This is a genomic window from Brevibacterium aurantiacum (assembly GCF_007558825.1).
GTDB classification, from domain to species: domain Bacteria; phylum Actinomycetota; class Actinomycetes; order Actinomycetales; family Brevibacteriaceae; genus Brevibacterium; species Brevibacterium aurantiacum_A.
The window spans coordinates 1-20,950 of record NZ_VLTK01000013.1; the positions used below are offsets into that span (position 1 = coordinate 1).

The window sequence follows — 20,950 nt, forward strand, 5'->3', positions numbered from 1 at the left end:
GGTGCGTGCAACTCGAAACCGGAAAACTTGGCGTGACGCCCACCACATGTCCCCAGACCTCCTTAAGGGAGTCCGTGAAGGCCTCCCGTTGCCTGTGGTCAGAGTCGTTGTCGGAGGTTATCCCGTGCCTGCAGCACGTGCTCTTCTATACCCATGGGCCCCCGCTCTATACCCATGTGCCCCGTCTACGAAGTTCGGCCGAGTCAGCACCGTCCACTAGGCTGGAGCGCATGACCTCGGCAGCCACAACCTCCCCGCTCGACGTCCTCCACGATGTCTTCGGCTACGACGAGTTTCGGGGTCAGCAGCAAGGCGTCGTTGATCAGATCGTGGGTGGTGGTGACGCGGTCGTCCTCATGCCCACCGGCGGTGGAAAGTCTCTCTGCTATCAGATACCTAGCCTCGTCAGGCCCGGCGCTGGCGTCGTGATCTCTCCGCTGATCGCGCTCATGGCCGATCAGGTCACTGCCCTGGAGAACCTCGGTGTGCGCGCGGCCTACCTCAACTCGACCCTCGACTTCGAGGAAGCGCAGAACGTCGAGCGCGCACTCCTGGACGGTGAACTCGATCTGCTCTACCTGGCACCTGAACGCCTCGTCCTGCCGCGCACAATGGCGCTGCTCGAACGTGCACAGGTCGCTTTGTTCGCAATCGATGAAGCCCACTGTGTTTCGCAGTGGGGCCACGACTTCCGCAGCGACTACCTGGGCTTGGGAGTGCTGGCCGAACGATTCCCCGACGTTCCACGCATCGCACTCACCGCCACGGCGACCCCCGCCACGCATGCCGAACTCACCGAGCGTCTTCACCTCGGCGAGGCCCAGCATTTCGTCGCCAGCTTCGACCGCCCGAACATCACCTATCGCATCGAACCGAAGCAGTCTGGCCGTTCTCAGCTCATCAACTTCATCACCACCGAACACTCTGGTGACTCGGGCATCGTCTACTGTCTGTCCCGGCGCGGTGTCGAACAGCTCTCCGAGGCGCTCGTGGCCCGAGGAATCAATGCCCTGCCCTATCACGCAGGGCTGCCATCCGAAGTACGCGCCGATCATCAGGCCAGGTTCCTCCGCGAGGACGGCGTGGTCATGGTCGCGACGATCGCCTTCGGCATGGGCATCGACAAACCTGATGTCCGCTTCGTCGCCCACCTCGACCTGCCGCGCAGCGTCGAAGGCTACTACCAGGAAACCGGTCGCGCCGGACGTGACGGACTGCCAGCCGATGCGTGGATGGTCTACGGTCTCGGCGATGTCGTCTCCCAACGCCGGCTCATCGAGTCAGGGGACGGCGATAGCACCTACCAGCGGCGTGCGATGTCGCACCTCGACTCCATGTTGGCCCTGTGCGAGACCGTCGATTGCAGGCGCGTGCAGCTGCTGCGCTACTTCGACGAGGAATCCGCTCCCTGCGGCAACTGCGACACCTGCATCACTCCCCCAGTGACCTGGGACGCAACGGTGGCTGTACAGAAACTCCTCTCGGCCGTCATCCGCCTCGACCGTGAACGGGGGCAGCGCTTCGGCTCGGGCCAGGTCATCGACGTCCTGCGCGGCAACGACAATGAGCGCTCCCGCGCTGCCGATCACGAAAGCCTCAGTGTCTGGGGAATCGGCGAAGACCTCAGCGAAACGCAGTGGAAGACTGTGGTCCGCCAGGTCCTCGCCCGGGGGCTCCTGGAGTCCCACGGTGATTACGGCGTGCTCGTCGTCGGTGAGGACGCCGGCCCGGTTCTGCGCAACGAAGTGGAAGTGTCTCTGCGTGTGGACCCCATCAAGAAGTCCGGATCCAAGAAGGCAGGAGCCAAGCGTCGAGGCGGCCCCGAAGTCGAACTCGGGACCGCGGACACAGCCCTGTTCGAAGCTCTGCGGTCTTGGCGTGCCGATCAGGCCAAAGAGCAGAGCGTCCCCGCCTACGTCGTGTTCCCCGATGCCACGCTGTATGGAATCGTCGAAGCCAAACCGAACTCGATCAACGAACTCGGCAAGGTCAGCGGTGTGGGCCTGAAGAAGCTCGAACGCTATGGACCCGGGGTTCTCGAGGTCCTGGAGTCCAGCACCGGCTGATCCTAGTCACCGCCAGACGGTCATCGGCACCTGAGATCAGCTCTGCTCTGCGGTGTATGCCTCGGGACCCTGTTCGGCTGCGATGGGATCCATCCACATGAACTCGAGAATATTGCCATCCGGGTCGGCCATGCTGATGGAATACATGAATCCGTAGTCCTGTGGTTCCTTGTTCTCCGAGCCACCACCGTCGAGAACCTTCGCCCGCGTGGCATCAACATCTTCCCGTGACTCGCGGCTCAGTGCGGTGAGCACCTGCGCGGTCGAATGCGGATCGGCGATCGGCTTATCGGTGAAGGTCGCGAGATACTCCCTCGTCAGCACCATGAAGAAAATGCTCTCATCCCATTTCAGACAGGCGGCATTCTCATCAGTGAACTCGGGGACGACTTCGGCCCCCAGAGAGGCATAGAACTCTTTCGACCTGTTGAGGTCGGTGGTCGGAAAATTGACGAAGATCTGGGTCATGACTGCTCCTGGGCAGTTGGTGTCCAGCTATGGAGTCTAAATCTTCGTCTTCGGCCACCGGGAAGTCAATGGTCCGACGAGACTCGCCCAAACGCCTTGGCGTGGTGCTCAGCTGTCGTCGCGTTCAGTTCTTCTTCGTCACGGTGACGTCGATGGGCGTCGGGTTCGTGAAGATGTCGAAGACGGGGCAGTGAGCGTCGACGGTCTTCTGCAGCTCCTGGTAGGCCTCGTCACTATCGGGCCCCGTGATCTCCACGTTGACACGCACCGTTGAGAATCCCGGCCGCACGGTGTCATCGGCTCCGAAGAGTCCCTGCACATCGAGGTCGCCCTCTGCGCTGACGTCGAGGCTCTCGATCGTCAGTCCCAGGTTGTGGGCGTAGAGGCGGTAGACGACGATCTGGCAGGAGATGAGGGCGCCCAACGCGTATTCGACGGGGCTCGGTGCTACATCGTCGCCGGCCAGTGGGGCCGGTTCGTCGACGGTGAAAGTGTGTTTTCCAGCCGTAATGACAGAGGACACCGAGCCCCGGGCGCTTCCCTTGGCGGAGAAGGTCAGCTGTGCGTTCTTCGCCGAGGCGGCGATCCGTTCGTTCCACGCCTGACCTGCTGAGGTGAGGCGTTCGGCCCGATCCTCGGCACTGATCGCGACGGTCGAACCAGTGGTGGAGTCTGCTGTACCGGTGGAGTCTGTGGTGGTGTCGGCTGTGACGGTCATGGAATCTCTCCTTCGATTGAGTGGTCCCCAGACTAGGAAGCCCAACCGATCTCCCGGTGCGCCCGCGTCAGATTTCGACTCAGACCGTCATACCCCCGCCATACGGCGACGCATACCGACACGTCGACTGGCAAAGACGATCGGACTAGAAGGGCCAGATGAGGGGGACGTAGAGGACGGCGATCCCCAGATAGACGATCATCAGCGGCAGTCCCAGTTTCCAATAATCGCCGAAACGGTAACCACCGGCTCTCATGACGATGAGGTTGCCGGCAGTCGCCACCGGGGTGATGAAGGAGGCTGCGCCGCATACGGCCAAGCCCATCATGAAGGGTTGGATGCTCGCCCCGGTGCTCCCGGCAATGGCGACCGCGATCGGCAGCATGACCAGCACTGTGGCCAGGTTCGACATGAATTGTCCGAGCACCATTGAGATCACGCAGATGACGAGGAGTGCCAGATACGGCGACGCCGCACCGAGGTTGCCCAGCACGAGATCGGCGACGATGTCGGCGGAACCGGTGTCGACGAATGCTCGGGACAGGGGAATCATTCCTCCGACCAGGATGACAATGCTCCACGGAACGGCCCTGTACACCGTCGGCAGTCTCACCACCTTCGTGACGATCAGTGCCCCGGCCGCGAGCATGGTGGCGATCGCGGTCGGCACAACCCCGGTGACCAGCAGCAGGATCATCGCCGCGAAGATGAAGAGGGTGCGCTTGTACTTCCTGCTCAGAGGCACGGCGCGCTGCAGAGACTGCGGCGGAGTCACCGCGATGACATCCTGCGAGGCCGCATACCGTTCGAGTACCGCCCATGGTCCCTGCACGAGCACGGCGTCACCAGCCCGAAGCTCGAACCTCTCCTCCGCCTCCTCGGTCTCCTCCGACTCGCGCACCAGCGGACCGGCGTGGTCCCCACGCCGAACGCCGAGGACGACGAGTCCGTCATCTGGTGTGGTCATGCCGGGCAGCACATGACGGCCGATCAGGGAGGAGTGGGGAGCGACGAGCACCTCGGCGACACCCTCTTCGACGGTGTAGAGCGCGCCAGTGCTCACATCCATTCGATAGTCCTCGCGCAGGCGCTTCGCATGGGCGGTCGGATCCGGTGCGGCAATCGACTCCGGGCTTCTGTCGGGAAGCAGCCGATCGCCGGCGAGGAGGACGATGATTATCGTGATGACAACCAGAGGAATGCCGGCGAGGGCGAATTCGAAATAGCCGAACTGGCGTCCTCCGTGGTCGCTGGCTGCCTGGGAGACGACGATATTCACCGGCGACGCGGTAAGTGTGAGCACCGAGCCTCCGCTGGCGAGGAAGGCGAGCGGAATGAGCATCTTCGACGGCAGCATTCCTGCCTTCTTCGTCACGATGACGACCACGGGCAGCAGAGCACCAACCGTTCCGCTGACGCTGATGAACGCGCCGAGCATCCCAGCGGCGACGCCGATGACGAGCACCAGACGTTTTCTGCTGGTGCCGGCTCGGTTGACCACGAAGTTCGCGAGCCAGGCGGTGATTCCCGAAGCTTCGAGCGACTCGATGACGATGAACAGCGAGACGATGAAGACGACGGTCGGGTCAGCGAAGCCCTCGAACACTTCGGGCAGGCTGCGCACGCCGGTGGCCCACAGTGCGAGGACCACACCTCCGGCGACGACGGCAAGCGGCACCTTTGAGGAGATGAAGGCGATCATCGCCGCACCTAGGATGATGAAGGTCCAGGTTGCCGGTTCCACGCTCACAGCATAGCCAGTGTTCAACAGCAGAGACTTTTCGTCTCAGAAACGGCGTTGATTCGCTTCAGGCACGATGAGACTCAATGCTCCGCTGTGGCTCAGGGGCTGCGATGTGCCTCAGGGTCGGTGATGTGCCTCAGGGTCGGTGATGCCCGAACACGAGGCTGGTCTGAGTATGGGCGATCCTCGGATCCGAGAGATGCTCTGCGATGAAGGCGTTCAACCCGGTCGGGTGGGCGGTGACGATGTGCACAAGCAGGTCTCGCTCCCCCGAGACTTGGAAGACGTCGAGGGTCCCTGGTGCCCGGAGCAGTCCAGCGATGACGTCGCTCATCTTCGACCGCCCGACCGGGGACATCCGCACCGAGATCATTCCGAACACGTGCAGACCAAGCGCTTCGAAGTCGATCTGGGCATGAAATCCTCGGATGATTCCCCGTGACCTCAATGCACTGACACGTCCCGAACATGTGGATGGAGCCAATCCCACTCGGCTGGCGAGCTCCTTGTTGGAGATCCGGGCATCGGAACTGAGCTCGCGCAGAATCGCCAGGTCCACCTCGGCAAGGTGGACGTTGCTCGCTTCAGAACGATGATCGACGATCAGATCCGAATTCACCACAACAATCACTCCCAGTTTCCGTCTTCTGTTCGGATGGGTTAGATGATATCCGTGATCTGAGTATTCTGTGAGGAGATCCGCCACCAGCAGCACCGGCATGCCCGCTCCGACGAAGGTGACCAATGACGAGCCCCGAACACAGCGCCCCACGTGATCGCACCGACTGCGAACGCCTCGATGCCGAGGATCCGCTGCGCGAATTCAAGGACGAATTCATCCTGCCCTCCGACACGATCTACCTCGACGGGAACTCACTCGGCGCGCGGACGAAGGGTGCGGCCGAGCGCGCTCAGGAGGTCATCACCGACGAATGGGGCACCGGGCTCATCCGCTCCTGGAACACCGCCGGATGGTTCGATCTGCCGGCGACGCTGGGCGAGAAGGTTGCGGGCATCATCGGCGGTGGGACCGGCAGCACCGTCGTCACGGACACCACCTCGATCAACCTGTTCAAAGCCGCCTCGGCCGCACTGAAGATGCAGGCCGCAGATGCGCCCGAGCGTCGGGTCATCCTCACTCAGCGGGAGAACTTCCCCTCCGACATCTACATGCTGCAGGGCCTAGCCGAGCAGCTGGATGCCGGATACGAAGTACGTCTCGTCGATGACGCCGAGGTGACCGCTGGGTTCCCGAACACGATGACCGACACGGTGGCCCTCGTCGTCCTCACCCACGTGAACTACCGCACCGGCCGGCTCTTCGACATGGCCACAACCACCTCGGCGATCCATGACGGCGGCGCCATGGTGATCTGGGACCTGTGCCATTCGGCGGGCGCCCTGGAGATCGACCTGGCTGGGTCGGGCGCGGACATGGCCATCGGGTGCACCTACAAGTTCCTCAATGGCGGGCCGGGCTCTCCCGCTTTCATCTGGGTCTCCGAGGCACTGCAGAACCGTTTCACGCAGCCGCTCTCGGGCTGGTGGGGGCATGCGAGGCCCTTCGAGATGTCGCCGGACTATGCTCCGGCCGAAGGCATCCGCCGGTATCTGACCGGCACGCAGGGCGTCATCTCACTGGCGGTGGCAGAGCTGGGCCTCGACATCGCCAACAAGGTCGATATGGCCGCGGTGCGGCAGAAGTCCCTGCAGCTGTCCGACCTCTTCATCGAACTCGTCGAATCTCGCCTGGCCGATCACCCGGTCGAGCTCGTCACCCCACGCGAGCACGACCATCGGGGCTCACAGGTCTCGATCACCCACCCCGAGGGCTTCGCAATCATGAGTGCGCTCATCGAGCGCGGAATCATCGGCGACTATCGCGAGCCTGAAGTTCTGCGCTTCGGACTGACTCCGCTCTACCTCGGCTTCACCGATGTCTGGGACACGGTCGAGGCCCTGCGCGACATCCTCGACAACCGGATCTGGGACGCCCCTGCGCACAAGGTCCGCGGCGCCGTCACCTGAGGCTCGGGCCTCGGTTCCGTCCCGCCCCTCACCTGAACTTCGGCCTGATACAAGCGCGGTCAGCCGACCGGTCGCCCGCGTCCGGTCACCGCATATGCGCCGATTCCCACTGCGCCGATCGCCAGGACCGCGCCGCCGATCGTCACGGCCTGCGGGATCGTCGCGATCGTGCCGAGCACGCCGACGGTCACGCCGGAAAAGGTCTGCATTCCGGGCCCGAACATCGAATAGGAGCCGATGACGCGTCCGCGGATCTCGGGCGGCGCCTCGAGTTGGATGATGGCCATCTCGGTCGACTCGGCGGTGATCTTACAGACCCCCGCAAGCACGAGGACGGTCAGCGCCAGCCACAGGTCCGAGGCCAGCGCGAAGACGATCGAGCTGGCACCGAGTCCAGCTGCGGCGACCGCTGCCGCCGCAGGGGTCGGTCGCACCCACCCCGTCGCCTCGAGGAAGAAGCCGCCGAGCACACCGCCGGCACCGAGCGCGAAGAGCAGCAGCCCGTACGTGAAGTCACTGTCTCCGCCAGGGCCTGTCAGGAGGCCGCCGAAGACCGGCATCGCCGTCTGCAGCACGGCACCGATCGTGATCGAGGCCAGTGCGGCCAGCAGCAGCATGCCGATGATCGAACGGTTATGTCGAACGTCGATGAGCACTCGCAGCGACTGCACCAGAGTCGTGCGCGTTTTGTTCGGACTCCCGCTCCTGGTGTGCCCGGTGAAAGGTGTGCGCATCAGGAAGATCGTCAGCGGCAGGTAGAAGATGATGTTGATGAAGATGCCCCAGGTCGGTCCGAACGACAGCAGGAGCGCCGAGCCGACGACGGGTCCGAACAGGATCCCGAGGCTGCGGAAGGTCGCATTCATCCGCACTGCGCTCGGCAGCTCCTTGCGGTCGACGAAGTCATGCAGCATCATCTGCTCGGCCGGGCCCCACAGGCATCCGGCGAGGCCGTGGACGACGAGCAGCACGCACGCCTGCCACAGCTGGAGCGAATCGGTGAGAAAGAGGATGCCCCAACACAGGGACACGACCATGAACATGACCTGTCCGATCTGGATCAGGCGCCGGCAGTCGAATCGTTCGGCCAGGGATCCTGCGTAGACCGAGAGCAGGAGGAACGGCAGCCAATGGCTGATGAGCTGGAATCCCACGAGCGCCGGGGACTCGAACTGCTGCCACAGCACCCAGTACGTGATGACGTGCTCGATGTTGTCGCCCATCATCGCCAGCCCGGTTCCCACCAGGTACGGAGCCGTCGCCCAGTTGCGCAGCACGCCGAAGCGGCGGGGACTCGGGGTATTCTTCGCCGAACCGTCTCGTGTCTCGTTCACCCGCCCATTCTGGCACCACGCACACATGCGCCCCTTCCGCTTCCGCACCGTGGAACCCGATTCCTCTCCGCCGAGGCGGCTCTGGACATGGTCGTCTCCCACACGTATCTCTGCTCGGGCTTCGAATCTGGCCCCGTACGCAGTGCCCGGGTGCAGAAATCAGCAGAGGTCGACTTCACTGCGCCGTGATTCCTGACATCATGGGTGCATGAGTGAAGACACCCGCAGCATCGAACTGACCAGGCTCGCCGAGAACCACTACCGGGCTACCGCACCGAGTGGGGCGAGCATCGAATTCGGCCGCGGCGAGGGCCTGATGACACCCGTCGAACTGCTGCTCGCAGCCGTCGCCGGGTGTTCGTCCATCGATGTCGACACTGTGACCAGCAGGCACACCGAGCCGACGCGCTTCGACGTCTCGGCCGTGGCGGACAAGATCGACGAGGACGGTGCGTCCCGAGTGGACAACGTCCACCTCGACTTCGACCTCGCCTTTCCCGACGACGAGGAGGGTCGCAAGGCCGACTCTCGCATCGAGAAGCTCGTCGGCCTCTCCCATGACAAGTACTGCACGGTCTCCCGCACGGTCGAGCAGGAGACGAAGGTCGACTTCAGCATCCGCCGCGACTGACCTTCGGCGTCAGCGCCGGGTCACACGAACGGCACGGATGCTCCCGAACATCAGTCCCGCGACAGGATCGTCGAGGCGATCGCCTCTCCAAGTGATGAGGTCGAGCCCCGACCTCCCAGATCGGGAGTGAGAATGCTCGCGTCCCCACTGCTCAGCACCGATTCGATTCCCTCGAGGACGTCCGCGCTTGCCTCGGTTTCGCCGAAGTGGTCGAGCATCATCGCGCCCGACCAGATCTGGCCGATCGGGTTGGCGATGCCCTGACCCGCAATATCGGGAGCCGAGCCGTGCACCGGTTCGAACAGACTCGGGAAGGTTCCATCAGGGTTGATGTTCGCGCTCGGCGCGACCCCGATGGTTCCTGTGCAGGCCGGTCCCAGATCGGAGAGGATGTCGCCGAAGAGGTTGCTCGCGACGACGACGTCGAAATGATTCGGTTTGAGGACGAAGTTGGCGGTAAGGATGTCGATGTGGAACTGATCTTGCCTCACCTCGGGATAATTCTCAGACATGATCTTCACACGCTCGTCCCAGTAGGGCATTGTGATGGAGATCCCGTTGCTCTTCGTCGCCGAGGTGAGGTGTTGATTCGGACGGGAATCGGCCAGTTCGAAGGCGAACTTGAGCACCCTGTCGACTCCTGTCCGAGTCATCACGGTCTCCTGAACAACGATCTCCCGGTCGGTGCCCTCGAACATCTTTCCGCCGATCGACGAGTACTCGCCCTCGGTGTTCTCCCGCACCACGTAGAAGTCGACGTCACCTGGCCCGTAGCCGACCAGCGGGCTCTTCACGCCGGGCAGCAGGCGGCACGGCCTGAGGTTGATGTACTGGTCGAAAGACCTCCTGAACTGCAGCAGGCTGCCCCATAGAGATATGTGGTCGGGCACGACGTCCGGCCAGCCGACCGCCCCGAAGAAGATCGCGTCGAAGCCGCGCAGACTGTCGAACCAGTCCTCGGGCAGCATAGTTCCATGAGCCTGGTAGTAGTCGGCACTTGCGAAGTCGAAATCGACGAACTCGAGATCGATTCCGTGTTTCTGTGAGACTGCCTGCAACACCCGACGCCCCTCGGGAACCACTTCCTGCCCGATCCCGTCGCCGGGGATGACTGCGATCGCCTTCTGTAAGCTCATTGAGCACCTGCTTCCGTTCTCTGACTGTCCATGGGATCGGTTGGGCTTTGAGTCTCCGATTCGGGATGATGACAGGCCGCTCGAGTCCCGTCTGCCATCGTACGCAGCAGCGGAATCTCGGTGGCACAGCGTTCGGTGGCCTTCCAGCACCGGGTGCGGAACCGGCATCCGCTCGGAGGGTTCAGAGGGCTGGGCACATCACCGCTGAGGGTGATCCGCTCTCTGCTCCGCTCGACGATCGGATCGGGGATCGGAACTGCAGACAACAACGCCTTGGTATACGGATGCTCGGGTGCTGCGAACAGCCTGCCCGTCGGCGCGGTCTCAACGATCCTGCCGAGATACATCACGGCCACCTCGTCGCTGAGGTATCTCACGACGGAGAGGTCGTGGGCGATGAACACATAGGTGAGTCCGAGCAGATTCTGGAGTTCCTTGAGCTGGTTGAGGACGCCGGCCTGCACACTGACGTCGAGAGCGCTGACCGGTTCATCGAGCACGATCACCTCGGGTTCGACGGCGAGCGCTCGGGCGATGCCGATGCGCTGCCGCTGACCACCGGAGAATTCGTGCGGGTAGCGCTGGACGAACTCGGGGCGCAGGCCCACCATCTCCATCAGCTCCTGCGCCCGTTCCGAACGGCGACCGGCCGCCAAGCCGTGGATCTCGAGGGCTTCGATGAGGGCGCTGCCGATCGTCAGACGCGGATTGAGAGAGGCATAGGGGTCCTGGAACACCATCTGCACGCGTCGCCGCAGGGAGCGCAGGTCCTGACCGGAGGCCGACTCGACAGACTCGCCGTCCAAGCGGATGCTGCCGCTGTCGATGTCGTGGAGCCGGACGATCGAGCGTCCCAGCGTGGACTTTCCGCAGCCGGACTCACCGACGATGCCGAGCGTCTTACCCTTCGGCACCTCGAGGCTGACCCCCGAAAGCGCGTGGACCGTGCCGGTGCGTCTGCGGAAGAGACCCGAGCGAATCGGGTACTCCTTGACGACATCGATGGCTTCGAGTGTGCTGCTCATGAGGACGCCTCCTGTCGAACGGCGGCGACCTCGTCGATCCTCAGGCAGGCCGCCATATGGCGATCGGTGATGAACTGTTCGGGAATAGGCGTTCGATCACACGTGCCGAGCATCGCATACCGACACCTGGGTGCGAATCGACAGCCCGGCGGAAGCTCGGTCGGATCCGGAGGAGCCCCGGGGATCGAGTACAGGCGCGAATCGCCAGAATTGCCGTCGAGACGGGGCATCGCGGCCAGCAGATCCACGGTGTACGGATGGGAAGGTCGGTAGAAGAGATCCTCGACGTCGGCCTCCTCCACCTTCTTCCCCGAGTACATCACGAGGACCCTGTCGGCGAGCCCTGCAACCACACCCAGATCGTGGGTGATGATCAGCAGGGCCGAGTTGGTCCGTTTCTGAACCCGACGCAGCACGTCGAGCACCTGCGCCTGGACAGTGACGTCGAGGGCTGTCGTCGGCTCGTCGGCGATGAGCACATCCGGATCGTTGGCGATGCTCATGGCGATCATGATGCGCTGGCGCATTCCCCCGGAGAATTCGTGGGGGAACTGGTCGACACGCTGCTCGGGGGTGGGAATGCCGACGATGTCGAGGAGTTCGATCGCCCTGGCCCGCATCTCCTGGCGGCTTCGGCCCGAGGAATGGACTCGCACCGCCTCCATGAGCTGATTGCCCACTGACTTCACCGGATTGAGTGCGGCGAGCGCGTCCTGGAACACCATGGAGATCCGTCGACCGCGCAGCTCCCGCAGCTGATCGTCGGTTTTGGTCAGCAGTTCCTCTCCGCGGAACCGAATCGATCCGGTTACAGCAGCTGTGCGCGGAAGCAGTCCCATGATCGCCATCGAGGTGATGGATTTTCCTGAGCCGGATTCGCCGACCACGCCGAGGGTCTCGTTCGCATTCAGGTCGAAGCTCAGCCCCTCCACCGAGGTGGCCGGACCATTGTCCGTGGAGAAGACGACGCTGAGGCTGTCGACCGTGAGCAGCGGTTGTTGGGTGAGTGTCATCGCGGGCCTCATCGTTTCGTCTGTGGATCGAGGGCGTCACGGAGCCCGTCGCCGATGAAGTTCACCGACAGCACCGTGATCAGTATGAGCAGGCCGGGGTAGAGCAGAAGATGCACCTGCGGGGTGCCGAGCAGACCGGCAGCCTGGCTGAGCATGTTGCCCCAGCTCGAGTCCGGGGGTTGGACTCCGAATCCGAGGAAGCTCAGGGTCGATTCCGTGATGATCGCCGCCGCTACTGCGAGGGAGACATTCACGGCGATGACTCCGGCGAGGTTGGGGATCATGTGCCTCACGATCACTCGCATCGGAGAGGCTCCGAGAACGATCGCCGCATCGACGAACTCCTTCTCCCGCAGTGAGAGCACCTGAGATCTCGCGACACGTGCGATGACGGTCCAGCCCAGTGCGCTCAGGGCCAGCACGATTGTCGCCGATGAGCTGCCGAATCCCTGAAGCACGAGGGCGAGGATCGCGATCGGTGGGACGACGAGGAAGAGATCGACGAGGCGCATGATGAGTTCGTCCACCCATCCGCCGAAGTATCCGGCCAGGGAGCCGAGGAGGACACCCACAATGGTTGAGAGCACGCCCACACCAAGCCCGACCGACATCGATATCCGCCCGGCATAGAGCAGTTGGCTGAGGAAGTCTCGACCCAGCTCGTCCGTTCCCAGCCAATGCACCGCACTCGGGCCAGTGGACCCGGTGATGAGGTCCTGGTGATTCTCTTGGAAGGGGGCGATCCAGGGAGCGCCGAAACAGGCGATGACGAGCATCGCCAGCACCACGAGTCCACTGACGGCGAGCCTATGCCGGAGGAACCGGCGTCGGAAGAGAGTCCACTGACCAACGAAAGATCTTGTGGTCTTGGTGGTCACGGCCGCTGATTGTGCTCTCATGACAACTTCACTCTCGGGTCGAGGTAGGCATAACTGAGATCCGCCAGAAGATTGAAGACAACGATGGCGATGGCCACGAGCATCATCCACGGCAACAGCAGCTGGGCATCGCCGGCGAGCAGGGAGTCGAGCAGGAGCTTGCCCATCCCTGGGATCGAGAAGATCTGTTCGGTGACGACGAGCCCGCCGAGGAGGATGCCCGCATCGAGGAACACCACGGTGACGAAGGGTGCCAGGGAGTTGCGGAGGGCATGGTTGATGACAACCTGACGCTTCGGTACCCCTTTTGCCCGCGCCGTTCGCACATAATCACTGGTGAGCGAATCAAGCATCGAAGCTCGCCCGTATCTGCTCCAACTGGCGACGAGAGTGATCGTCATCGTCACCACGGGAAGTGCGAGGTGGCGTAGGTAATCCCCGAAATCGGAATGGCCCACCGAGTGAAGTCCCACGAAGTACAGCGGCGGCTCGGCCAGGTTCCATATCTGCACCGGCCACACCCCGAATATCTGGATGAGCAGGAGCCCAAACCAGAACGCGGGGAGGGCGATTCCGATGTAGGACACTCCGGTGAACACATAGTCGGCCGCGCTGTACTGCTTGACCGCCGAATAGGTTCCCACCGCTATCGCTATGATCGCACCGAGGAGGACTCCCCAGAAGATGAGTTGGATGGTCGGCCCGGCGGCGCCGGCTATCATGTCGAGGACGTCACGGCCCGTACGGGTGCTGGTCCCCCAGTCCCCTGTCACAAAGCCCTTGAACCAGAGGAGATACTGCTCCGGGATCGGTTTGTCGAGACCCAGTCGTTCGGTCTCTCGGGCGATCGCTGTCGGATCCTGGTTCAGCCGGAGCTTGCTCAACGGGTCGAAGGCTCGACGGACAGCCCAGAAGAGCAGGAACGAGGCGATGAGGATGACCGGGATCGAGTAAGCCAGTCGGCGCAGCGCATAGGTGATCATGATGATTCGCGGGCCTCTCCGGTTCCAGGACGGTCGAGTGCGATACCGGCACTGATCTTTGTGGCTTCACAAATAGCTGAGCTCTCAATCAAGGGTCCACGCCTCCAGGTTCCAGAAGGGGCCCTCTGCGGGATTGACCTCGACCGGCCCCTTGACCTTGCTGCTGGTCATGACGATATTCGGCACCGTGTCGATGGGGATTCCGGGAACAGCCTCAGCGATGAGCTTTTCGGCTGCATGGGACTTCGTGATCCGTTCCTTGTCGTCCGTCGTGCGGGCAACGGTGTTGAGGAGTCCGTCAGCCCCTGGGATGTTCGCTCGAGTGAAGTTGATGCCTGAGAATCCGTTGTCGTCACCGGGGATGGCGTCCGACCTGAATGAGGAGCCGAGATCGGGTTCGGGGACGGTGTCGATGATCGTCCATAATCCGACCTCGAAGTCCCCCTTCGGCGCGACGCTTGAAAACAGGTCGGCGCCTGCGACGTTGGCGATCTTCATGGAGAAACCGGCCTCACCTGCCTGCTTCTGAAGAATCTGTTCGGCCAGTTCGCGTCGCTGGTTCCCAGACTGCGTGGTGATGCGGAACTCAGCGGGTTTCCCGTTCTTTTCCCAGATTCCCTCTTCGTTCCTGCGCCACCCGTCATCCATCATGAGGTCCTCAACCTTCTCGAGGTCTCTGGTGTATCGGGAGAAGTCTTCCCGGGCGTAGACGCCGTTGAGTGGGGTGAGGAAGCTCTGCTGCACCTGCTCGACCCCGATCTGTCCGTAGAGTCGCTCAACGATCGCGGGCCTGTCGATCGAATGGGCGAAGGCTTGTCGCACCGCCAAGCTGTCGAAGGGAAAAGCCGCATTATTGATCCACAGGGCCTCCAGGTTTCCAGAATCGGTGTCGACGTCGATGTTCGTATTCGGGACGCCGGCCTTGATCTGACTCATCGCATCGAGTTGCGGCGTCGGATACAGCGCCTGGACCTGACCGCTCTTGAGCGCGAGGAAGGCGGCCGCGGTGTCGGTGATGAACTGGAAGGTGACCTTCTTGAGTTTCGGCTTCTCGCCCCAGTAATTGTCGTTGGGCACCAGTGTCACTGAGACCCCTTTGACCCAGGACTCGATCTTCCAGGGGCCACCGGAGAAGTCATAGCCGTCCTTCATCATCTCGGCGCGGTCCTCGCTCTTGAGGATGTGGCTGGGCAGGACAGAGTAGTCGCCGCTGAAGAGCTTCTTCCACGAGCCGGTCGAGGTCTTGAGCGTGACGACTGCGGTCCTCTCGTTCGGAGCGTCGATAGATTCGATGAGCGAGTACCCGCTCTTGTCGAAGATGTCATCGCCGTCCCGGATCTGGAGGCCGGTGTACACGAAGTCTTCACCGGTGATGGGTTCTCCGTCGGACCACTGAGCTTCGGGATTGATGCTATAGGTGATCGTCTGCTTCCCTCCCTCTGCGATGGCTACTCTCGGCTCACCGGTCAGCAGATCAGAGGGGACCAGCTCCCAGGAACCATCGGTCTTCCGGGACTCGAAGGCGCGTGGAAGAGTGGGGATCCGCATCGTGTAGGAGCCCCAGATGTTTGCGGCACACGTAGCGATCCAGTCTGCGCAGTCGGGTTCCTGTTCGGCACCGATGACGATCTGTTCGTCGTCCGAGATGTTCTGGTCAAGACCGCCGTCGCCAGTCGAACACGCGGTGAGACCGAGCGCGAACGCGAGGCCTGCGGCCGCTGCTGCACGGAGACGTCTCCTGCCTCGCGGTCGGGTGAAACTCGTCATTGAAGTTCCTTTCCACCATGGCCCCACTGCTTACAGCGCCATGTCGTAGCAACAGATTAATCCCGAATCGAAGAGATAGCAATAGTGTTAGTCAACATAATTGACTATCTATTGGGCAAACAATCTTCGTGTTCATCCCGACTGCGGTTATCCTTGAGGGCACACACGACGATGGGAGAACCTTGACGAATCCCGGCACATCCGAGGACGGCACACGATCGACATCCGATGCCCCGGTCCGCACTAGGCGCAAACGCGATTCGCTCAACCGCACCGTCATTCTCGACGCCGCAAAGGTGATTTCTGAGCGCGACGGCCTCGATGGACTGACATTCCAATCACTGGGAGCCGAACTCGGGGCTCACCCGACATCGATGTACCGTCATTTCAAGGACAAGGACGAACTCGTCCTCGCGCTTATCGATTCCCTGCGCGACCGTTCCTATCTCGGTGCCCTTGTGCCCACCGGGGACTGGAGAGAGAATCTGCGGATTGCCGCACGTGTCGTCCACGAACACTACTTGCGCTATCCTCAACTCGCTTCGCAGATGGCGGCTAGAACCACTCGCATGCCTCGCGAGTTCAGCAATATGGAATACACGCTCAAGGCGTTCTTCGATGCTGGATTCAATAATGAAGACGCGCTCAAATACCAACGCGTCTTCGGCAACTATGTGCGCGCGCTTTCAAGCATCGAAGCGACCTCCCACTGCCTGCCGGAGCAGGTGCAGCGAGAGGACGAGCTGGCCTGGAGAATACAGTTCGAACGCCTCGACCCAGAAGAATATCCCGCTATCACTGCGGCCGGCCAACCTCCTCTGGGCATCGGGGATGCCAGTACGTTCGACGCCGGCCTCGAAGTGCTCATCAGGGGTCTCGAAGCACTTGCGGAGGGTGTTCCCGGTGCCGAAGACAGATAGCGGGCGCAGTCAGGGGACTCAGCCGAGACGAACGGCAGCTAAGTTCCAGTCACGCCCCCAGGAGTATCGAAATCCGTCGCATGAAGGAATTCGACACAGCGATCAGGGCGTGCCTGACCACCTCACTGAGGACTCGGTGAGCGCAACGAATCCCAGCTCGCGCTCCAACCATTCGTGTTCGATGGCCAGACCCGCAGGTGTATGACCGGCATCGAACCACTCGATGGAGACGTCTCCCCCGCTCGCCCGCAGTCGTTCGATGTACTTCCTCGCCTGTGCCGGCGGAGTGCGAGAGTCACGCGCTCCCTGAAACAGCACGACCGACCCTTGAACCTGATCCACGTAGCTCGTGGACGAGAGCTTCGCACAGGCCTCCTCGAAGCTCAGTTCACCGTTGGACAGCACCTTTTCCCACACGGGCCTGAGTGCGGCGTTCATCTCCTCAAATGCAGTCGCCCAATCGGCCATCGCCACCACGGCGAAACCTCCAGCGAAGTACTCGGGCAGTCGGCCCATTGACAACAGCGTCAGGTGACCGCCGTAGGAGGCCCCGGTGACGAACGTCGATGTCGGATCCGCAACGCCAAGTCCCCGCAGGCGGTCCATCACCGCCCGTATATCTGCGACCTCGCGGTCGCCGTATCCGGTCCAGAAGCCTTCTCTGAATTCCCTGCCGAATGTCACCGAACCCCGATAATTGAGCGAAGCGAAGGCGAAGCCCTCTGCCAGCCAGGCCTGTGCCTCGGGTGCGTAGTGGTCGGTGGTGACCAAGTTGGGCCCGCCGTGGATGGACAGGATAGTGCCGCGCACCTCACCAACCGGGATCGCCCACCACAACTGAACAGGTGTGCCATCGGCGCTGGTGACGAGTTCAGAGTTGAATGGCACTCCTTCGGGCAGCTGGGGTGCATCGATGACGGAAATCGATTCGCCGTGAGGATCGATTCTGGTGAGCGCTGGAGGAGTGCTCCATGACTGCTCGAATACAAGTACTCCGCCAGCTTGGTCGAGGTAGGACTGCGCACTGTAGGCGAATTCTGCGGCCACATCGGGGTCGGCATAACTGCCGGTGCCCTCACGCACGATGGAGATGCCCCCGCCATCGGTGTCGAGGAGCAGGAGGCGATGAATCCCCGCGTCGACGTGGAGCAGGAGGATCTGCGAATGCTCCGGGGCCCAGTCGAGCGCGAGCACTTCACCAGCCAACTCAGTCAGGGGGTAGTCTGTCCGGTCTCCAGTCGACGGTGACCACAGCGCCGGCCTGGCGAAGCCGCTCTTCTCGGTGCTCAACAGCAATCGATCGTCTCCCAGCAGCGGAGAGAAGCGCACGGCCCGGACTGGACCGCCGTCGCCCATATCGTTGCACACGGCGATCTCCTCACCGGAGTGTGCGTCGACGACGGTGACAGCTGTCCGACGCCAACCCGGATTGTGATTCGTCGAGTCAGCGGAGAACAGGCTGGCATCGGCGGAGACGTGCGCGTACCAGGCTTCGTTCCGTGAGGACCAGATGACCTCCGCCTCGCCCCAGGGATTCGCGGGAATCGACAGCAGGTGAAAGCCCTCATCGTCGACGATGGTGGCGAGAAGCGTCGACCCATCGGCGGAGAACTCCATCCCTCTGATGACGTAGGGATCACGGTCTGGAGTCAGATGAACGCTCTTCGTACCGTCGACCGATTGGGCCAAGAGTCCGCCGACCTCAGAACCTCCGTCATCATCGAGGGAGACGATCCAGCGAGCGTCGGGTGACAGGAAGGACTCGAAGCTCACGTCAATGGGAAGGATATCGGACAGCACTGGACCGGCGTTCCCTGCCTCGGTCGCGAGCAGACGCCCTTTGACCCCATGGCGATGGTTTTCGATGACAAGGCCAGTGCTCGGGTTCCCCATTGCCGGTCTCACCGTGTGCAGATACGGCGTGTTGAAGCGCATCTCCCATGTCGATGTCTTGCGTCCATTGGTCGATGCGGTGGAGTCGGTTTGAGCGGTCATTGCTTCTCCCCTGTGGTCATAGTGGCATGATTCTCAGTGTTAGCTGCGTGATTCTGAGTCACAGATGTGCGAGTCAGATCTGCAGCCCAGTTGTCGCGAGGACGCATCGGCTACGTGTCCGTCTGCCCGCGAATGCGCCGAATAAGCTCAGCGACGAGGTCGGCCCTTTCGATGATCGATTCGAGATTCGCCCATTCGTGCTCGGCATGGGCACCGCCTCCCAGCGGCCCGAGTCCGTCGAGGGTGGGCGTGCCGAGTGCCGCTGTGAAGTTGCCATCGGATGCACCCCCGACCTCGACACCATCGAGCGGGGTCTGCCCGAGGTCCGCGGCGACCTGTCGGGCGAGGAGATAGAGCGCCTCGGCGTGCTCACGCTCAAGGGGCGGCCTGTTGATGCCCCCGCCCAGGGCCAGTGCGATCTCGGGATTGCGCGGGAGAATCGACCGGAAAGCGGCGTCGACGCGTTCGAGTTCGCTGAGGGACCAGGCACGAACGTCGAAGGCCACCTCGGCGAGTTCCGGGATGGTGTTCACGGCAGTACCGGCTGTGGCGAATGTCGGCGACACCGTCGTGCCGAGCGACTCGTCCGACTGGAGCGCGAGCCGCTGGAGGACATCGGCCATCTCTGCGAGGGCATTGGCACCCTTTTCAGGCTCGAGGCCAGCGTGTGCTGCCCGCCCCCTGACCCCGACACGGTAGATTCCGGCGCCTCGGCGAGCGATCTTCACCGCCCCATCGAGGCTCGGCTCTAGTATGAGCACGGCACGTGAGCGCGCCGCCGCCTCTTCAATGAGCCCCCGGGAGGTAATCGATCCGGTTTCCTCATCGCCCGTGATCAGGAGAGAGACGTCGTCGCGTCCGCTCCGCCCCTCGGCGGCCAGTCTTTCGAGACTGCCGATGGCCGCTACGAGCCCCGACTTCATGTCGAAGACGCCGGGGCCGCGAGCGCGCCCGCTCTCGACCGTGAAAGGCAGCCGGTCCAGAGTGCCCACCGGCCATACGGTATCGACGTGGCCGAGCAGGAGCATTCCCCCCGGATCGGCGGCCGCGAAGTACAGATGGTCGACGCCGTCGATCTCTCGGATCTCGCCCTGCCGATCGAGTGCCGCACCGGCCCAGTGCCTGATGAGGGAGAAGCATTCGGCGATCCCTTCCCGGTGCCCGGTGGGAGATTCCACTTCGACCAACGATCGCAGGCGTGCGTGAACGATCTCGGATTCAGTACTCTTCTCGTCTTCGCAGCCGCCGTGAGTGCCGTTCACGAGCTCCGCCGTCCGTTGGCGGCAGCAAGCGGATGAAAGAACTTCGTGAGTTCGGCGATGACGAACTCTGGAGTCTCTTCTGCCAAGTAGTGATCGGATTGTGCCGCTGCACCTTCGACTGCGGCGGCATAGCCCTTCCACACGTCGACGACATCGAAGTTCATGCCGACGTATCCCTGCTCTCCCCACAGAGCCAGCAGCGGCATCCTCAGGCGCAGGTCGCGATCACGATCGACGCGATCATGGTCGAGATCGATGGTAGCCGCGGACTGATAGTCGGCCGTGGACGCTTCAACTCCTCCCGGGCTCGTGAAGCACCGTGCATATTCCTCATATGCGTCCGGGTCGATCGATCGACCCCCGGCGTTGCGGCCTTCGAATCGACTGCGCAGCCAGGTGAGAGGGTCTGCCCTGATGAGAGCCTCGGGCATCCCGTTCTCCAGGGCGAGGAAGAACCAGTGGAAATAGGTGCTCGCCATAGCGCGGTTCACGTTGTCGAACATATGCAGAGTCGGCACGATGTCAAGCACGGCCAAGCGTTCGACGGCTTCCGGGTGGTCGAGCCCCAAGCGATGAGCGACGCGTCCGCCTCGGTCATGCCCGACAACGGAGTACCTCTCGAAACCGAGCGACATCATCAGGGCATGCTGGTCGGCAGCCATCTCCCGCTTGGAATAGGTGCTGCGGTCGTTCGTCTGCTCCGGCTTGTCGGAGTCACCGTACCCGCGCAGATCCCCAAGGACGACAGTGTGGTGCTTCGCCAGCTCAGGGGCCACCAGATGCCACATGTGCTTCGTCTGGGGATATCCGTGCAATAGCAGCACCGGGGGTCCGGAGCCGGCGATCAATCCGCTGACTCGCACACCTGAGCGCGAATTGCCGATCGGATCGAATCCTTCGAGCATGATGCATGCGCCTTCCGTCTTTGGAAAAACCTTTAGTCAATTCCTTAGACTATCTCAATTGCGCATGGGCAGGAAGG

At 62.5% G+C, this 20,950-nt stretch carries 18 protein-coding genes; 4 read left to right on the forward strand and 14 right to left on the reverse strand.

Annotated features, from left to right (window positions below; translation table 11 throughout):
* Positions 1–230: 230 nt before the first annotated feature.
* On the forward strand, positions 231–2,066 hold the full coding sequence (gene recQ / locus FO013_RS18030) for a DNA helicase RecQ (RefSeq protein WP_143923950.1): 1,836 nt from the start codon (positions 231–233) through the stop codon (positions 2,064–2,066).
* A 36-nt stretch (positions 2,067–2,102) separates the two neighbouring features.
* Here the strand turns inward: recQ and FO013_RS18035 are convergent, their stop codons facing one another.
* The 4 genes from FO013_RS18035 to FO013_RS18050 form a co-directional block, all read right to left on the reverse strand.
* Positions 2,103–2,534, reverse strand: coding sequence for a VOC family protein (locus tag FO013_RS18035; protein ID WP_143923951.1), 432 nt, complete (start codon positions 2,532–2,534; stop codon positions 2,103–2,105).
* Positions 2,535–2,658: 124 nt separating this feature from the next.
* Positions 2,659–3,252: an OsmC family protein gene (locus FO013_RS18040; RefSeq protein WP_143923952.1), complete on the reverse strand. Its 594-nt coding sequence runs from the start codon at positions 3,250–3,252 to the stop codon at positions 2,659–2,661.
* A gap of 145 nt (positions 3,253–3,397) precedes the next feature.
* Positions 3,398–4,996: an SLC13 family permease gene (locus FO013_RS18045; protein ID WP_143923953.1), complete on the reverse strand. Its 1,599-nt coding sequence runs from the start codon at positions 4,994–4,996 to the stop codon at positions 3,398–3,400.
* Between the two features lie 136 nt (positions 4,997–5,132).
* The gene (locus FO013_RS18050; protein ID WP_260848253.1) at positions 5,133–5,615 is read right to left on the reverse strand and encodes an Lrp/AsnC family transcriptional regulator; all 483 of its coding nucleotides are present in this window, start codon (positions 5,613–5,615) and stop codon (positions 5,133–5,135) included.
* A gap of 125 nt (positions 5,616–5,740) precedes the next feature.
* Here FO013_RS18050 and kynU point away from each other — a divergent pair, with 125 nt between their 5' ends.
* Positions 5,741–7,024, forward strand: coding sequence for a kynureninase (kynU, locus tag FO013_RS18055; RefSeq protein WP_143923955.1), 1,284 nt, complete (start codon positions 5,741–5,743; stop codon positions 7,022–7,024).
* Positions 7,025–7,083: 59 nt separating this feature from the next.
* Here the strand turns inward: kynU and FO013_RS18060 are convergent, their stop codons facing one another.
* Entirely contained in the window at positions 7,084–8,358 is a 1,275-nt protein-coding gene (locus FO013_RS18060; RefSeq protein ID WP_143923956.1) for an MFS transporter, read from the reverse strand.
* Between the two features lie 208 nt (positions 8,359–8,566).
* On the opposite strand from FO013_RS18060, the gene FO013_RS18070 reads away from it, so the two are divergent.
* Complete coding sequence (locus FO013_RS18070; protein WP_143923957.1) at positions 8,567–8,989, forward strand: OsmC family protein; 423 nt, start codon at positions 8,567–8,569, stop codon at positions 8,987–8,989.
* A 50-nt stretch (positions 8,990–9,039) separates the two neighbouring features.
* On the opposite strand, the gene FO013_RS18075 is transcribed toward FO013_RS18070, so the two are convergent.
* The 6 genes from FO013_RS18075 to FO013_RS18100 form a co-directional block, all read right to left on the reverse strand.
* Positions 9,040–10,125, reverse strand: a complete 1,086-nt coding sequence (locus FO013_RS18075) for a tartrate dehydrogenase (protein WP_143923958.1) — start codon at positions 10,123–10,125, stop codon at positions 9,040–9,042.
* Positions 10,122–11,150, reverse strand: coding sequence for an ABC transporter ATP-binding protein (locus tag FO013_RS18080; protein ID WP_143923959.1), 1,029 nt, complete (start codon positions 11,148–11,150; stop codon positions 10,122–10,124). The genes FO013_RS18075 and FO013_RS18080 overlap by 4 nt, the downstream gene beginning before the upstream one ends.
* Complete coding sequence (locus FO013_RS18085; RefSeq protein WP_143923960.1) at positions 11,147–12,163, reverse strand: ABC transporter ATP-binding protein; 1,017 nt, start codon at positions 12,161–12,163, stop codon at positions 11,147–11,149. The genes FO013_RS18080 and FO013_RS18085 overlap by 4 nt, the downstream gene beginning before the upstream one ends.
* Before the next feature lie 8 nt (positions 12,164–12,171).
* Entirely contained in the window at positions 12,172–13,062 is an 891-nt protein-coding gene (locus FO013_RS18090; protein WP_143923961.1) for an ABC transporter permease, read from the reverse strand.
* Complete coding sequence (locus FO013_RS18095; protein ID WP_143923962.1) at positions 13,059–14,024, reverse strand: ABC transporter permease; 966 nt, start codon at positions 14,022–14,024, stop codon at positions 13,059–13,061. Before FO013_RS18095 ends, FO013_RS18090 begins: the two co-directional genes overlap by 4 nt.
* 84 nt (positions 14,025–14,108) lie before the next feature.
* Positions 14,109–15,791, reverse strand: a complete 1,683-nt coding sequence (locus tag FO013_RS18100) for an ABC transporter substrate-binding protein (protein ID WP_143923963.1) — start codon at positions 15,789–15,791, stop codon at positions 14,109–14,111.
* 128 nt (positions 15,792–15,919) lie between these two features.
* Between FO013_RS18100 and FO013_RS18105 the strand changes: the two genes are divergently transcribed.
* Positions 15,920–16,711, forward strand: coding sequence for a TetR/AcrR family transcriptional regulator (locus FO013_RS18105; protein WP_143923964.1), 792 nt, complete (start codon positions 15,920–15,922; stop codon positions 16,709–16,711).
* Positions 16,712–16,813: 102 nt separating this feature from the next.
* On the opposite strand, the gene FO013_RS18110 is transcribed toward FO013_RS18105, so the two are convergent.
* The 3 genes from FO013_RS18110 to FO013_RS18120 all read right to left on the reverse strand — a co-directional run bounded on the left by FO013_RS18110 (position 16,814) and on the right by FO013_RS18120 (position 20,873).
* Positions 16,814–18,706 carry a S9 family peptidase gene (locus tag FO013_RS18110; protein WP_143923965.1) on the reverse strand — a complete coding sequence of 631 codons (1,893 nt, stop codon included), beginning with the start codon at positions 18,704–18,706 and terminating at the stop codon, positions 16,814–16,816.
* Between the two features lie 110 nt (positions 18,707–18,816).
* Positions 18,817–19,968 (reverse strand): M20/M25/M40 family metallo-hydrolase, encoded by a 1,152-nt coding sequence (locus FO013_RS18115; RefSeq protein WP_222103673.1) that lies wholly within the window; start codon positions 19,966–19,968, stop codon positions 18,817–18,819.
* Positions 19,965–20,873: an alpha/beta fold hydrolase gene (locus tag FO013_RS18120; protein WP_143923966.1), complete on the reverse strand. Its 909-nt coding sequence runs from the start codon at positions 20,871–20,873 to the stop codon at positions 19,965–19,967. Before FO013_RS18120 ends, FO013_RS18115 begins: the two co-directional genes overlap by 4 nt.
* Between the last annotated feature and the right edge of the window lie 77 nt (positions 20,874–20,950).

What these genes read in the sequence shown, in the direction of transcription:
- FO013_RS18090 (WP_143923961.1), bottom strand. Translation starts at nt 13,062, where the DNA reads ATGAGAGCACAATCAGCGGCCGTGACCACCAAGACCACAAGATCTTTC.
- FO013_RS18110 (WP_143923965.1), bottom strand. Translation starts at nt 18,706, where the DNA reads ATGACCGCTCAAACCGACTCCACCGCATCGACCAATGGACGCAAGACA.
- FO013_RS18085 (WP_143923960.1), bottom strand. Translation starts at nt 12,163, where the DNA reads ATGACACTCACCCAACAACCGCTGCTCACGGTCGACAGCCTCAGCGTC.
- FO013_RS18040 (WP_143923952.1), bottom strand. Translation starts at nt 3,252, where the DNA reads ATGACCGTCACAGCCGACACCACCACAGACTCCACCGGTACAGCAGAC.
- FO013_RS18075 (WP_143923958.1), bottom strand. Translation starts at nt 10,125, where the DNA reads ATGAGCTTACAGAAGGCGATCGCAGTCATCCCCGGCGACGGGATCGGG.
- FO013_RS18120 (WP_143923966.1), bottom strand. Translation starts at nt 20,873, where the DNA reads ATGCTCGAAGGATTCGATCCGATCGGCAATTCGCGCTCAGGTGTGCGA.
- recQ (WP_143923950.1), top strand. Translation starts at nt 231, where the DNA reads ATGACCTCGGCAGCCACAACCTCCCCGCTCGACGTCCTCCACGATGTC.
- FO013_RS18070 (WP_143923957.1), top strand. Translation starts at nt 8,567, where the DNA reads ATGAGTGAAGACACCCGCAGCATCGAACTGACCAGGCTCGCCGAGAAC.
- FO013_RS18035 (WP_143923951.1), bottom strand. Translation starts at nt 2,534, where the DNA reads ATGACCCAGATCTTCGTCAATTTTCCGACCACCGACCTCAACAGGTCG.
- FO013_RS18100 (WP_143923963.1), bottom strand. Translation starts at nt 15,791, where the DNA reads ATGACGAGTTTCACCCGACCGCGAGGCAGGAGACGTCTCCGTGCAGCA.
- kynU (WP_143923955.1), top strand. Translation starts at nt 5,741, where the DNA reads ATGACGAGCCCCGAACACAGCGCCCCACGTGATCGCACCGACTGCGAA.
- FO013_RS18095 (WP_143923962.1), bottom strand. Translation starts at nt 14,024, where the DNA reads ATGATCACCTATGCGCTGCGCCGACTGGCTTACTCGATCCCGGTCATC.
- FO013_RS18080 (WP_143923959.1), bottom strand. Translation starts at nt 11,150, where the DNA reads ATGAGCAGCACACTCGAAGCCATCGATGTCGTCAAGGAGTACCCGATT.